The following is a 13,294-nucleotide window of genomic DNA, read 5'->3' on the forward strand; positions in this document are numbered from 1 at the left end:
GAAGAAAGTTTTTCGAACTGAACCGTTCGGTTCGATTGACATAATCCCTTTCCTGACACATATCAAGTGTAATCGAACTGATTGGTTCGACGTTCGGTTAATTTTTTTTACGCCATTGCAGTGCTAGGAACCGGTAACGATGGCAGGTGAAGACATGGATATGGAGACGGAAACCGAAACGGGCTGTCCGGGAAACCCCGCCGGGCGTTTTGCTGCGGGCGAAGACCCGGCCAAGCGTGAGCAGATTGTTGCCGGCGCCTGGCGCGTGTTCAAGCGCAAGGGCTTCGATGCCGCCAGCATGAACGACATCACGCGGGAAGCCGGCGTTTCCAAGGGAACGATCTATGTCTATTTCTCCAACAAGGAAGACCTGTTCGCCGCCCTTGTCGATCATCACCGCCAGGAATTCGCGACCTCCATGCGCAACATTCTGGCCGGCACCGAAGAGGTGCGCGACGGCCTGAAACAGTTCGGCAAGGCCTTCGCCAACAAGATGATCTGCTCCGAAATGATACCGGCCATGCGCTCGGTGATAGGCGTCATCGACCGCATGCCGAAGCTGGCGCAGCGTTTCTTCATCGCAGCACCCAACAACGTGCGCACCGTTCTTCAGGATTTCATCGAGCATCAGGTCTCGCTCGGCCATCTCAAGGTCGATGACGTCGAACTTGCCGCCCGGCAATATATCGAGCTTTCCACGGGCACTTTCTTCAAGCTGCGCCTGTTCGGAGAACTCGAAGGCCCGGTTCCCGAAGAGGAGCTGGACCGGGTGATCGACAGCGCCATCATGGTGTTCATGGCGGCCTACGGAACCGACAAGGCCTGAAATCATTCAGCAACGGGCGACCGGACCGGCAACGGCACGGGGCCTGATACGCGGTTTGCGCGAAATTTCGATGAAATCTTGCCTATCACAGGCGCGGTCTCCTTGTTTCTCGCGTATTGCGCTATAAATTCCACGAACCGAATGTTTCGGGTGGCCTTGTTGCTGAAAGGAAAAATTCCCTGATGGAGTCCGTTCTCCCTCTTCTGTCCGACCCCGCTGCCTGGGTGGCGCTGGTCACCCTGATCGTCATGGAGGTCGTGCTTGGCATCGACAACCTGATCTTCATCTCGATCCTCACCAACAAGCTTCCGCCTGAACAGCGCGAAAAAGCCCGCAAGATCGGCATCGGGCTTGCCTTGATCATGCGTCTCGGCCTTCTCGGCACTGTGGCCTGGATCGTGCAGCTCACCACGCCGGTCTTCGAAATCTTCGGCCACGCCTTCTCGTGGAAGGACATGATCCTCATCGCCGGCGGTCTCTTCCTGATGTGGAAGGCCACCAAGGAAATCCACCACAATGTCGATCCTGAAGATCACAAGGAAGACATGGTGGGCGGCCCGGCTGCGATGAATTTCGGCGCCGCCATCGGCCAGATCCTGCTGCTCGACCTCGTGTTCTCCGTGGACAGCATCATCACCGCCGTTGGCATGACACCGCATCTGCCGATCATGATCGTGGCCGTGATCTTTGCCGTTGCCGTGATGCTGCTCGCCGCAACGCCGCTCGCCAACTTCATCGAGCGCAACCCCACCATCGTCATGCTGGCACTCGCCTTCCTGATGATGATCGGCACGACCCTGATCGCCGAAGGCATGGGCTTCCATGTTCCCAAGGGCTACGTCTATGCCGCCATGGCGTTTTCGGCGCTGGTGGAACTGCTCAACATGCTGGCGCGTAACGCCAGACAGCGCAAGAAAGCACAGGCGGCCAAACCGCACTGATTGCCCCGACCCGTCATGCCGGACTTGATCCGGCATCCCTTCAGCCCAAGCCCTTGGGCTGAAGGGACACTTTCCGCCGCGCCGACGCGCGGCGGCTGATACCGGCTCAAGGCCGGTATGACGCGAACGTGTGGAACGCGCCGGCCAGTCGGAACCGCATGCCCCGCCTCGCGTTCTTCGACATCCCTACCGGAAGAGTCCGTCCCGCCGTCTCTCCTTCGAAAGCATAAGCAAGCATGACGACCGACCAGATCCTCGCCTTTACCGTGATCGCCGGCATGATGGTCGCGTTCATATGGGACAGGTTCCGCTATGATGTGGTCGCGTGCAGCGCGTTGCTGGTGGCGGTGGCGGTTGGGGTCGTGCCTTTCGACAAGGCGTTCTCCGGTTTCTCGGACGATATCGTCATCATCGTCGGCAGCGCGCTGATCGTCAGTTCGGCCGTGGCGCGTTCAGGGGTCGTCGATATGACGATCAAGAAATATTTCCCGGAGATGCACTCCAAAACCCTGCAACTGGCCTTTCTGATGATCGTCGTCGCCATCATGTCGGCCTTCATCAAGAACATCGGCGCGCTTGCCATCATGATGCCGGTTGCTTTCCAGTTCGCCCGCAAATCCGGCAGCCCTGTTTCCTATTATCTGATGCCCATGGCCTTCGCCGCCCTTCTGGGCGGGCTTATGACGCAGATCGGCACCTCGCCCAACATCGTCGTTTCCAGGCTGCGTGAGGAAATGACCGGGCAGAGCTTCTCGATGTTCGATTTCACCCCGGTCGGTGCCGGGCTGACCGTGATCGGCATCATCTTCCTGACCTTCGGTTACCGGTTGCTGCCGGTGCGCAACCGCCAGCAGGCATCGATGGAGGATATTCTGGACCAGTCGGCCTATACCGCCGAGGCGACGCTTCCCGCCGACAGCACATACGCCGACAAGCCGCTGCGGGAGCTGTTGAAACAGGCGGATGGCGACGTAATCGCCAGCACGATCCTGCGCGGACCCCGGCGTATCTCCCCCTTCCCCGATGTCAATCTGAAGCCGGGCGACACCATTCTTCTCGAAGGCAACCCGGAGGGCCTCGACCGCATCGTCTCGCAGGCCAAGCTGCTGCTGTCAGGCAAGCCGCTCACCGAGAACGGCCAGAAGACCGCCGACCTTATTTCCATGGAAGCGGTTATCAGCAACGAATCCGTTCTCAACGGGATTTCCGCGCGCGAACTGGCGCTATCCTACACCCGCGGCGTCAATCTGATTGCAGTGAGCCGTCGCGGCCAGCGCGTCAACCAGCGGCTCTCCGACCTGACCTTGCAGGCAGGCGACGTCATTCTCCTGCAGGGCAGCCGCAAGAACCTGCCACAGGTCTTGCAGGAGTTTTCGCTGCTGCCCCTGGCGCAGCGGGAAATCCTGCTTGGGGTGCAGCGCCGCGCGCTTTTGCCCGTCATCGTGCTTGCCGCGGCCATGATTGCCGCCGGCAGCGGGCTGGTGCCGGTATCCGTCGCCTTTTTCGCCGCCGCCTTCCTGATGATCGTCGTCGGCGCGATACCGCTCACCGAAGTCTATAAATCGATCGACGGGCCGATCCTCGTCATGCTCGCCGCCCTCATTCCCGTCAGCGACAGTCTGCGCACCAGCGGCGCCAGCGAGCTGATCGCCGCCTGGCTCGGCCATGCCGCGCAAGGACTGCCGCCCTTCGCAGCACTCGGCATGATCCTGTTGACTGCCATGGCGGTAACGCCCTTCCTCAACAATGCTGCAACCGTGCTCGTCATGGCACCCATCGCCGCCGGTTTCGCCACCACGCTCGGCTTTCGGCCGGAGGCCTTTCTGATGGCGGTGGCGATCGGCGCTGGCTGCGATTTCCTCACGCCTATCGGCCACCAGTGCAACACGCTGGTCATGGGTCCGGGCGGTTATCGGTTCAGCGATTATCCGCGCCTTGGACTGCCGCTGTCGATCATGATCGTCATTGCCAGCATTCCGATGCTGCTTTATGTCTGGCCGGTGAATTAGGGGCGGTTTACGTCCGGGCGAAGACAGCGCAAGCGCCATATTTCCTTGACGCCTGCGGCATAATATGGCCTAAGCCGATGCCGAACGGAAATATGCAAAAGTGCGTTCAACACGCCTTTCCGCACCCTTTCCCGCCGCATTCAAACGAAAACTTCGTGATAGAAGGGTGAAGCCGCCCCGATGTCACCACCCCGTCACGACGAGTGAATTTCATGACCACTTCCGGCGTTCGCGTCCGCATCGCACCTTCCCCCACCGGCGAGCCGCATGTCGGCACCGCTTACATCGCGCTGTTCAACTACCTCTTCGCCAAGAAACACGGCGGCGAGTTCATCCTGCGCATCGAGGATACCGACGCCACTCGCTCGACGCTGGAATATGAGCAGAAGGTTCTGGAGGCGCTGCGCTGGACCGGCCTTACCTGGTCGGAAGGCCCTGACGTCGGTGGCCCTTACGGTCCCTACCGCCAGTCCGAGCGCAAGCCGATGTACTGGCCCTATGCCGAAGAATTGCTGGAAAAAGGCCATGCCTTCCGTTGTTTCTGCACGCCCGAGCGGCTTGAGCAGATGCGCGAAGCGCAGCGCGCCGCTGGCAAGCCGCCAAAATATGACGGTCTCTGCCTCCACCTGAAGGCTGAAGAAGTGACCACCCGCGTCGCCGCCGGCGAAGCCAACGTCGTGCGCATGAAAATCCCGACCGAAGGTTCGTGCGATTTCCATGACGGCGTTTACGGCGATGTCTCGATACCCTGGGATTCGGTTGACATGCAGGTGCTGATCAAGGCCGACGGCATGCCGACCTATCACATGGCAAACGTCATCGACGACCATCTGATGAAGATCACCCATGTGGCGCGCGGCGAAGAGTGGCTGGCTTCAGTGCCCAAGCACATCCTGCTTTACCGTTATTTCGGCTGGGACCAGCCGACGTTCATGCATCTTTCGCTGATGCGCAACGCCGACAAGTCGAAGCTTTCCAAGCGCAAGAACCCGACGTCGATCTCCTATTATTCCGCGCTCGGCTACCTGCCGGAAGCGCTGATGAACTTCCTCGGCCTGTTCTTCATCCAAATCGCCGAAGGCGAAGAGCTGCTGACCATGGAAGAGCTGGCCGCGAAGTTCGATCCGGAAGCACTTTCCAAGGCCGGCGCCATCTTCGATATCCAGAAGCTGGACTGGCTGAACGGCCGCTGGCTGCGCGAAAAGCTCACGCCTGAGGACTTCATTGCCCGCACGCTGGAATGGGCGATGGAAAATTCCCGCCTGACCGAAGGCCTGAAGCTTGCCCAGAGCCGCATTTCCAAGCTCGGCGAATTGCCAAACCTTGCCGGCTTCCTGCTTTCGAGCGACGTTGGCCTGACGCCCGCCTCCTTTGCCGGTCTCAAAAGCAAGCCCGAGGAAATCCACGAAATCCTCACCACGGTTGCCACCGATCTGGAAAAAATGCCTGATTGGAACGTTGAAGCCATCGAGGCCGAGCTGCGCGACATTGCCGAACGCACGGGCAAGAAACTGCGCGTCGTCACGCCGCCGCTCTTCGTCGCCGTCTCCGGTTCCTCGCGCTCGCTGCCGCTGTTTGACTCGATGGCGCTGCTCGGCCGCTCCGTGGTGCGCCAGCGCCTGAAGGTCGCTATTGCCGTTGTGGCCACGATGGTTGGCAGCGGTGCTTGATGCCTGCCGGGGCGGGTTTTAAATCCACCCCTCATTCCTGCGCTTGTCACAGGAATCCAGCCACGGCGCGTCGGCGCCGTGAAAGAATGAATTGAGGTCTCCCGCGCCAAGGACTTGGGCGCACTGGATTCCTGTGACAAGCACAGGAATGAGGGATACGGGAGGCAATTGTCGCCGCGGCAACGCCGCAACAGGATTGAACAATGAACGACAAGACAACCGAAACCACCGCCCTTTCCTCCGACGCCACCGAAGTGCGCCGCCAGAAACTTGCGCTGCTGCGCGAGCAGATCGGCGATGTCTATCCGGCGCATTTCCATCGCACGCTGACCAATGCGGAGCTGGCGGAAAAATATGCCGATATCGAACCGGACACGGAAACCGGCGACACGGTAACGGTGGCGGGCCGCGTTTATTCGTCGCGCAATTCCGGCATGTTCATGGATATCCATGACGCCTCGGGCAAGGTGCAGATCTTCTCTCACAAAGATACGACGCCGGAAACAGCGCGCAATCTTCTGCCGATGATCGACATTGGCGACATCATCGGCGTAACCGGCAAGGTGCGCCGCACCAAGCGCGGCGAGCTGACGATCAACGCCGAAGAAATCACCATGCTCACCAAGTCGCTGCTGCCGATGCCGGAAAAATGGCACGGTGTCTCCGATATTGAGCTGCGTTACCGCAAGCGCCATCTCGATATTCTGGCGAACGAGGACTCCAAGCTGCGCTTCCTGCAGCGCTCCAAGATCCTGTCCGGCATCCGTCGCTTCATGGAGGCCGAAGGCTTCCTCGAAGTGGAAACGCCGATGCTGCAGACAGTTTATGGCGGTGCGACGGCTGATCCGTTCAAGACCTTCCACAATACGCTGAAGATGGACATGTATCTGCGCATCGCGCCGGAACTGTTCCTGAAGCGCACGCTGGTATCAGGCCTTTCCGACAAGGTCTTTGAAATCAACCGCAACTTCCGCAACGAAGGCGTTTCCACAAGGCACAATCCTGAATTCACCATGATGGAGTGCTATTGGGCCTATGCCGACTACGAAGACATCATGGGTCTCGTAGAGCGTCTGTTCGAGACGCTGGCGATTGCCCTGCACGGCACGACCGAGGTGGAATTCCAGGGCCAGACAATTTCCTTCAAGGGTCCGTTCAAGCGCGTGCCCATGCCTGATGCGGTGAAGGAAGCGACCGGCATCGACTTCCTTGCGATCAAGACTGACGAGGAAGCCCGCGCCGCCGCCAAGGCTGCCGGTTTTGCCGTCGAGAAGGACTGGACCTGGGGCGAATGCCTTGCCTTCATCTTCGAAGAGAAGGTTGAAGGTACGCTTATCCAGCCGAGCCACGTCACGCATTTCCCGAAGGATATCTCGCCCTTCGCCAAAGAAGTGCCGGGCGAACCGCGCCTCGTTGAGCGTTTTGAGAGCTATTGCAATGCCTGGGAAGTGGGCAATGCCTTCTCCGAACTCAACGATCCCGAAGAGCAGCGCCGCCGCATGGTGGAGCAGCTTGAGCAGGCCCATGCCCGCGGTGAAAAGGACAAGCAGCTGGACGACGAATTCCTCGACGCCATCGATCAGGGCATGCCACCCGCCGGCGGCCTCGGCATCGGCGTCGATCGTCTGATCATGCTCCTGACCAACGCCCCCTCGATCCGCGACGTCATCCTCTTCCCGGCCCGCCGCAACAAGGCGGACTAAGGATAATCAAGCGAAGGCGGCCGCATGGCCGCCCTTGCCCTCATGCGCTCGGCCTCTACCGAACATTGCGTCCCTATAGCAAAATTTCCTGCTAGATCGTCTCATGGCGCAGACGCGCAACGGCTGGATGCCGGATCAGGTCCGTCATCACGAAAGAAGGCGCTGCGACGATATTTTACAAACGTCGGCACAGCCGTATCAATTTTTCAGATGGTTTTAATTCCGAGGTGTCAGCAAGAGCTCAAACGCTCCTAATGCCCCGCCTTCGCCTTTGCCGCGCCCGGCTCTTCCGCAGGCGCAACCTCACCCTCAGCCAGCTTCTCTTCCGCCGCCTGCGCGGTCGTTGTGCCTTTCCCGAAGATCAGTGATTTCAGATAGCTGATGCTGAAGATGCTCCCGCCATCGGCTTCCGGGGTCGAGGTCAGAAGTTCTTCGTCGGCTACGGGCTCGCCGTGGGCTTCCGCACCGGGTCCGCCCTCATGCGTTTGCGCCGGCGCAGCGTCGTGGCCGCCGTCGCCTTCGCCGTGTCCGCCCGCGCCTTTTGCGGCTTTTCCGCCATGCCCTTCGGGTGTGGCGTCCGAAGCGGGGGTTGCGCAGTCGGCGGCATCGCTCAGGCTTGCGGCCATTGCTTCGGCATCTTCCAGGGGCAGATCGATGCGCAGCCCGTAAAACTGGCCGCTGCCGTTTGATGCACCATCGTAATAAAAGGCGGAATAACGCTGGGCATCGGCGCCTTCGGGAATTTTCGCCGGGTCGGCAATGAAGACCACCTGGGCCGCGATGGCGCGGCCACGCATTTCCGAGCGCAATTGCGGGCCGTTTTTATCCAGCACGGAAACCTGGACCAGATCCGGCTTCTGTTTGTCGTAAACTGCCCTGGCGACACGCAGCGCCGTTTTCAACCGGTCAGTGCCGTTGCCGCCGTCAGTACGAATGAATTTGCGGACCCACAGGGAACCGTTCTTGCGGATGTTGACTGTCTGGACTGCGTCGCAGGAAAGCCCGTTCGCGGAGGCATAGGTGGACCCGAGCAGCCGCTCGCTGCCGATAAACACGGCAGCAGAACCGGTCGCACCCGCCAAAAGCAGGATCCCGCCTCCGATCATAACGAGTTTGCGCGAAAACCGCATTCGTCCGAATACAGCCTTCACGCGCAAAATCCTGACATTCAGTACCCCGCCTATCGCCCTCACCCCGGAACGTGGCTCGAAGGATGAGGAACACACGCGGGATAAGCTCGGGACCTCGTTGTCCGAGCCTTGCGATAGTGCCGCTTTCTCATTGAAAAAAGTTTAATCCCCCCGGCGCCGTGCGGGCAAAAGCGCACCATTTTCAGACATTTTTGAAATCCGCTAAATTGCGAATGATTTGCAATAGCGTTGACAAGTGTGTTTCCATGACGGATGGTGTTGCGAGTTGATCGCAACAAAAATCGGTGACAGACGTGAATCTTCATAAAATCCGCCATGCCCTTTTTGCTTTTTCGCTTTTCCTGCCTGCTGCGGCTGTCGCGCAGGAAAAACCGAAGGTGGTGACCACCTTCACGATCATTGCCGATATGGCGCGCAATGTGGCGGGCGATGCGGCAGAGGTGGAGAGCATCACCAAGCCAGGCGCTGAAATTCACAACTACCAGCCGACGCCTCGCGACATTCTCAAGGCCCGCAAGGCCGATCTGGTGCTGCGCAACGGCCTCAATCTGGAATTGTGGTTCGAGAAGTTTCTGGCCAATCTTTCAGGCGTGCCTGATGTGACTGTCAGCGACGGCATCGAACCGATGGCGATTAATGGCGGGGCATATCAGGGGAAACCCAACCCGCATGCCTGGATGTCACCCGATAACGCCTTGATCTATGTGGAAAATATCCGCAAGGGACTCGCTGGAATAGATCCCGCCCACGCCGAGATTTACGCCGCCAATGCCAAGGCCTATTCCGACAAGATCCGTGCCACTGTGCAGCCCATCCGCGATGAGCTTTCCGCGCTTCCTGAGAACAAGCGGTGGTTGGTAACGAGCGAAGGGGCGTTCTCCTATCTCGCCCGGGATTTCGGGCTGAAGGAACTGTTCCTGTGGCCGGTCAATGCCGACAGCCAAGGTACGCCGCAACAGGTGCGCGGCGTGATCGACGCCATGCGCGAACATAATATTCAGGTCATCTTCAGCGAAAGCACGGTTTCCGCCGATCCCGCCCGGCAGGTGGCCAAGGAAACCGGAGCGGCCTATGGCGGCATACTCTACGTGGATTCGCTGAGCGAGGCCGACGGCCCTGTTCCGACCTATCTCGACCTGCTGCGCGTGACGAGCAGCACCATCGCCAAAGGACTGTCTTCATGAGAATGGGCAGCAAAAAAAGCGGCGGCGGCCTGACGGTTCAAAATGCGACAGTGACCTATCGCAACGGCCACACCGCATTAAGAAATGCCAGCTTTTCCATTCCACGCGGTACGATCACTGCACTTGTCGGCGTCAACGGCGCCGGCAAGTCCACGATTTTCAAGGCAATCATGGGTTTTGTGCCGTTGGCCACCGGTTCTGTCTCTATTTTCGACCTACCCGTGAAGGATGCACTCAGAAAAAACCTCGTCGCCTATGTGCCGCAAGCTGAAGAGGTGGACTGGAGTTTTCCCGTACTGGTTGAGGATGTGGTGATGATGGGCCGTTACGGCCACATGAACTTCTTCCGTATTCCGTCGAAACACGATCACGAGATGGTCGAGAGAGCGCTGACGCGCGTCAATATGCTTGATTATCGCAAGCGGCAGATCGGCGAGCTTTCCGGCGGACAGAAGAAGCGGGTGTTTCTGGCCCGCGCGCTGGCGCAGGAAGGTCAGGTTATCCTGCTGGATGAACCCTTCACCGGCGTCGACGTGACGACGGAAGAACAGATCGTCGCGCTGTTGAAGGCACTGCGTGACGAGGGCCGCGTCATGCTGGTTTCCACCCATAATCTCGGTAGCGTACCGGAATTCTGCGATCGCGCCGTCTTCGTCAAGGGTACTGTTCTCGCGTCGGGCAAAACAGCGGACACGTTTAACGAAGAGAACCTGCAAAAAGCCTTTGGCGGCAGCTTGCGCCACTTCGTTCTCGGCGGGGCCGAACTGCATGATGATGCCGATCCGCGCCGGGTGAAGGTGATTACCGACGATGAGCGGCCTTTCGTAATCTACGGAAAGAACGGCCAGAACGGACAAAATCCGCAGGCTCCGAAGGAAAAAGCCGATGATAAACAGCCTTCTTGAGCCTTTCACCTATGGCTACATGCTGAACGCCATCTGGGTCAGCGCACTTGTGGGCGGCGTCTGCGGCTTTCTTTCCGCTTATCTTATGCTAAAGGGCTGGTCGCTGATCGGCGACGCGCTCTCGCACGCCATCGTTCCCGGCGTTGCGGGCGCTTATATGCTGGGGCTGCCCTTTTCGCTCGGCGCCTTTCTTTCCGGCGGGCTTGCGGCTGGCTCGATGCTGTTCCTCAATCAGAAAACCCGGCTCAAGGAAGACGCAATCATCGGCCTGATCTTCACCTCGTTCTTCGGGCTGGGGCTGTTCATGGTGTCGCTGTCGCCCACCTCGATCAATATCCAGACCATCGTGCTTGGCAATATTCTGGCAATTACCACCGAAGACACGATACAGCTTGCCCTGATCGGCGACATCAGCCTCATCGTACTGGCGCTGAAATGGCGCGACTTCATGGTGGTGTTCTTCGATGAGAACCATGCGCGCACAGTGGGGCTGAAACCGGAAGTGCTGAAAGTGATCTTCTTCACCCTGCTTGCCGCCTCCACGGTTGCAGCCCTTCAAACCGTCGGCGCCTTCCTTGTCGTTGCCATGGTGGTGACCCCAGGCGCGACTGCCTATCTTCTGACCGACCGTTTCGAGCGGTTGATCCTGATGAGCCTTGTGATCGGCGCGACCACCAGCTTCGTCGGCGCTTATCTCAGCTACTTCCTCGACGGCGCCACCGGCGGCGTTATCGTTGTGTTGCAAACAGCGATCTTCCTTTCCGCTTTCGTGTTTGCACCCAAACACGGGCTGCTCGCTTCGCGCGCCAAAGCGCGCAAGGCACTGGGAGAAGCGCAATGAGCGAATATCTCGAACTCGCCATCCTGCCGTTTCAGCTGCCCTTCATGCAATATGCCTTCATCATCACCCTGATGATTGCCGTGCCGATGGCCATGCTCTCGTGTTTTCTGGTGCTTAAGGGCTGGTCGCTGATGGGGGACGCGGTTTCGCACGCCGTGCTGCCCGGCGTGGTGATTGCCTACATTGTCGGAATTCCCCTTTCCATCGGCGCCTTCACCGCCGGTATGATCTGCGCTCTCGGAACCGGTTTCATCAAGGAAAACAGCCGCATCAAGGAAGACACTGTGCTCGGCATCGTCTTTTCCGGCATGTTCGGGCTGGGGCTGGTGCTTTACGTGAAGGTGCAGAGCGACATGCATCTGGATCACATCCTCTTCGGCGACATGCTGGGCATTGCGCCTTCAGACATGCTGGAGACCGGGCTGATCGCGCTTTTTGCCACCCTGTTTCTCGGGGTGCTGCGCAAAGACCTGCTGGTCAATGCCTTCGATCCGCAGCATGCCAAGGCAATCGGCCTGCCCGTTCGCATCCTGCATTACGGTCTGCTGATGGTTTTGTCGCTTGCCGTGGTCGGCGCGCTGAAGGCTGTGGGTATCATCCTCTCCGTCGCAATGCTGGTCACCCCCGGCGCCATCGCCTTCCTGCTGGCGCGGCGCTTTTCCGCCATGCTCCTGGTCGCCATCTCGGTTGCGGCTCTCTCTTCGCTTGCAGGAATATGGCTAAGCTTCCTGATCGACAGCGCGCCGGCCCCGACCATTGTACTGTTCATGAGCCTGGCATTCGTCGCGACATTCATTCGCACCAGCTTCAAGGCCCGCCGGATCGACGCCGCCAATGAAACGGTGGTGTAAAAGAACGATTTTTGCGGGCGCGTGGAACATTTTCCCCTTTTGCGCGTCATTTTCATGAGCTTGCCCTCAAGCGGCAAACTCATGAATATTAAGCGAAAGGGGAAGCTCCATGCTGAAATGGGCTCTTATTTTCTTTGTTATTTCGTTGATCGCAGGCGTATTCGGCTTTACCGGCATTTCGGCAGCGGCGTCGGGCATTGCCCGTATCCTGTTCTTCATCGCCGTCGTGATCTTCCTGGTCTTCCTCGTGCTTGCACTGATCGCTGGAAGCGTGGTGGCGTAACAAAAAAGGCGACCGGCTTTTGGGCCGGTCGCCTTCTCCTCTCTCCCGTATAGAATTATCAGCCTGTCCAGCCACCGTCGATCACATGGATCTGGCCAGTGGTGAAACCTGCCTCATCCGAAGCGAGATAAGTGACGAGTGCGGCGATTTCTTCCGGCGTGGCAATGCGGCCCATAGGCTGGCGGGCAATGAAGTCGGCCAGGGCCTGTTCGTAATTGCCGGTGGCGCGCAGGCGGTCGTGCAAGGACGGGCTATCCACTGTGCCTGGGCAAATGGCGTTGCAGCGAATACCCTTGGTGACGAAATCAGCAGCAATTGCCTTGGTCAGACCGACAACCGCCGCCTTGGAGGCGGTGTAGGCGAAACGGTTCGGCACGCCCTTCACGCTGGATGCGACGGAGGACATGTTGACGATTGCGCCCTTACCCTTTTCCAGCATGCCTGGCAGAAAGGCGCGGCAGGTGCGGTACATGGCCTTGGCATTGAGGTCGAAGGAGAAATCCCAGTCCTTTTCCTCGCAATCGAGAATGGTGCCGGAATGAACGAAACCGGCACAGTTGAACAGAACATCCGCATGGCCGATATCCGCAGCAAAAGCCTTCACACCATCGCCATCCAGCACGTTCAGAACCCGCGTTTCCGCACCTTTCAGGGTCGAGAGCGCCTGCTCGTTGATATCAGTGGCGATGACGCGCGCGCCGAGCGATATGAATCGCTCCGCCGTCGCACGGCCGATACCCTGGCCGGCTGCGGTGATCACCACTGTCCGCCCGTTAAAATCCTGCACCATGAATAGCCTCCCGCTACGGCGCACCCGCCCGCTGGGGCCGAGCCGCTGAATTTCGCCAGTGAATTTCATTGATCTCAAATATGGATCGACAATTCATATGTAAACGCGGTATTCATGTAACGTCAAGCAGGCTTGCGCAA

At 59.0% G+C, this 13,294-nt stretch carries 12 protein-coding genes; 10 read left to right on the top strand and 2 right to left on the bottom strand.

The window, feature by feature from the left end; genetic code table 11:
* Positions 1 to 139: 139 nt before the first annotated feature.
* The 5 genes from ACQZ63_RS13245 to lysS all read left to right on the top strand — a co-directional run bounded on the left by ACQZ63_RS13245 (position 140) and on the right by lysS (position 7,149).
* Complete coding sequence (locus tag ACQZ63_RS13245; protein ID WP_003516212.1) at positions 140 to 826, top strand: TetR/AcrR family transcriptional regulator; 687 nt, start codon at positions 140 to 142, stop codon at positions 824 to 826.
* Positions 827 to 1,008: 182 nt separating this feature from the next.
* On the top strand, positions 1,009 to 1,767 hold the full coding sequence (locus ACQZ63_RS13250) for a TerC family protein (RefSeq protein WP_060642669.1): 759 nt from the start codon (positions 1,009 to 1,011) through the stop codon (positions 1,765 to 1,767).
* Positions 1,768 to 2,003: 236 nt separating this feature from the next.
* A complete protein-coding gene (locus ACQZ63_RS13255; protein ID WP_025595053.1) occupies positions 2,004 to 3,776 on the top strand; it encodes an SLC13 family permease in 1,773 nt (590 codons plus the stop codon).
* A 212-nt stretch (positions 3,777 to 3,988) separates the two neighbouring features.
* Positions 3,989 to 5,446 carry a glutamate--tRNA ligase gene (gene gltX / locus ACQZ63_RS13260; RefSeq protein WP_013762321.1) on the top strand — a complete coding sequence of 486 codons (1,458 nt, stop codon included), beginning with the start codon at positions 3,989 to 3,991 and terminating at the stop codon, positions 5,444 to 5,446.
* Positions 5,447 to 5,649: 203 nt separating this feature from the next.
* On the top strand, positions 5,650 to 7,149 hold the full coding sequence (gene lysS / locus ACQZ63_RS13265; protein WP_013762320.1) for a lysine--tRNA ligase: 1,500 nt from the start codon (positions 5,650 to 5,652) through the stop codon (positions 7,147 to 7,149).
* Between the two features lie 251 nt (positions 7,150 to 7,400).
* Here lysS and ACQZ63_RS13270 read toward each other — a convergent pair whose 3' ends face one another.
* Positions 7,401 to 8,279, bottom strand: coding sequence for a hypothetical protein (locus tag ACQZ63_RS13270; protein ID WP_448799301.1), 879 nt, complete (start codon positions 8,277 to 8,279; stop codon positions 7,401 to 7,403).
* Between the two features lie 314 nt (positions 8,280 to 8,593).
* Between ACQZ63_RS13270 and ACQZ63_RS13275 the strand changes: the two genes are divergently transcribed.
* The 5 genes from ACQZ63_RS13275 to ACQZ63_RS13295 all read left to right on the top strand — a co-directional run bounded on the left by ACQZ63_RS13275 (position 8,594) and on the right by ACQZ63_RS13295 (position 12,364).
* A complete protein-coding gene (locus ACQZ63_RS13275) occupies positions 8,594 to 9,484 on the top strand; it encodes a metal ABC transporter substrate-binding protein (protein ID WP_013762318.1) in 891 nt (296 codons plus the stop codon).
* Positions 9,481 to 10,389, top strand: a complete 909-nt coding sequence (locus ACQZ63_RS13280) for a manganese/iron ABC transporter ATP-binding protein (protein ID WP_186447943.1) — start codon at positions 9,481 to 9,483, stop codon at positions 10,387 to 10,389. The genes ACQZ63_RS13275 and ACQZ63_RS13280 overlap by 4 nt, the downstream gene beginning before the upstream one ends.
* Positions 10,370 to 11,230 carry a metal ABC transporter permease gene (locus ACQZ63_RS13285; RefSeq protein ID WP_448799260.1) on the top strand — a complete coding sequence of 287 codons (861 nt, stop codon included), beginning with the start codon at positions 10,370 to 10,372 and terminating at the stop codon, positions 11,228 to 11,230. The genes ACQZ63_RS13280 and ACQZ63_RS13285 overlap by 20 nt, the downstream gene beginning before the upstream one ends.
* Entirely contained in the window at positions 11,227 to 12,081 is an 855-nt protein-coding gene (locus tag ACQZ63_RS13290) for a metal ABC transporter permease (protein WP_448799261.1), read from the top strand. The genes ACQZ63_RS13285 and ACQZ63_RS13290 overlap by 4 nt, the downstream gene beginning before the upstream one ends.
* 109 nt (positions 12,082 to 12,190) lie before the next feature.
* Positions 12,191 to 12,364, top strand: a complete 174-nt coding sequence (locus tag ACQZ63_RS13295; protein WP_003516193.1) for a DUF1328 domain-containing protein — start codon at positions 12,191 to 12,193, stop codon at positions 12,362 to 12,364.
* A 58-nt stretch (positions 12,365 to 12,422) separates the two neighbouring features.
* On the opposite strand, the gene ACQZ63_RS13300 is transcribed toward ACQZ63_RS13295, so the two are convergent.
* Entirely contained in the window at positions 12,423 to 13,154 is a 732-nt protein-coding gene (locus ACQZ63_RS13300; protein ID WP_013762314.1) for an SDR family oxidoreductase, read from the bottom strand.
* Positions 13,155 to 13,294 lie beyond the last annotated feature (140 nt).

The sequence above is a fragment of the Agrobacterium sp. CG160-95 genome, from assembly GCF_053521725.1.

Bases quoted from the DNA above. Each gene is read 5' to 3' on its own strand.
- gltX (WP_013762321.1), top strand. From the start codon at position 3,989: ATGACCACTTCCGGCGTTCGCGTCCGCATCGCACCTTCCCCCACCGGC.
- ACQZ63_RS13245 (WP_003516212.1), top strand. From the start codon at position 140: ATGGCAGGTGAAGACATGGATATGGAGACGGAAACCGAAACGGGCTGT.
- ACQZ63_RS13300 (WP_013762314.1), bottom strand. From the start codon at position 13,154: ATGGTGCAGGATTTTAACGGGCGGACAGTGGTGATCACCGCAGCCGGC.
- ACQZ63_RS13295 (WP_003516193.1), top strand. From the start codon at position 12,191: ATGCTGAAATGGGCTCTTATTTTCTTTGTTATTTCGTTGATCGCAGGC.
- ACQZ63_RS13290 (WP_448799261.1), top strand. From the start codon at position 11,227: ATGAGCGAATATCTCGAACTCGCCATCCTGCCGTTTCAGCTGCCCTTC.
- ACQZ63_RS13255 (WP_025595053.1), top strand. From the start codon at position 2,004: ATGACGACCGACCAGATCCTCGCCTTTACCGTGATCGCCGGCATGATG.
- ACQZ63_RS13285 (WP_448799260.1), top strand. From the start codon at position 10,370: ATGATAAACAGCCTTCTTGAGCCTTTCACCTATGGCTACATGCTGAAC.
- ACQZ63_RS13280 (WP_186447943.1), top strand. From the start codon at position 9,481: ATGAGAATGGGCAGCAAAAAAAGCGGCGGCGGCCTGACGGTTCAAAAT.
- lysS (WP_013762320.1), top strand. From the start codon at position 5,650: ATGAACGACAAGACAACCGAAACCACCGCCCTTTCCTCCGACGCCACC.
- ACQZ63_RS13250 (WP_060642669.1), top strand. From the start codon at position 1,009: ATGGAGTCCGTTCTCCCTCTTCTGTCCGACCCCGCTGCCTGGGTGGCG.
- ACQZ63_RS13270 (WP_448799301.1), bottom strand. From the start codon at position 8,279: ATGCGGTTTTCGCGCAAACTCGTTATGATCGGAGGCGGGATCCTGCTT.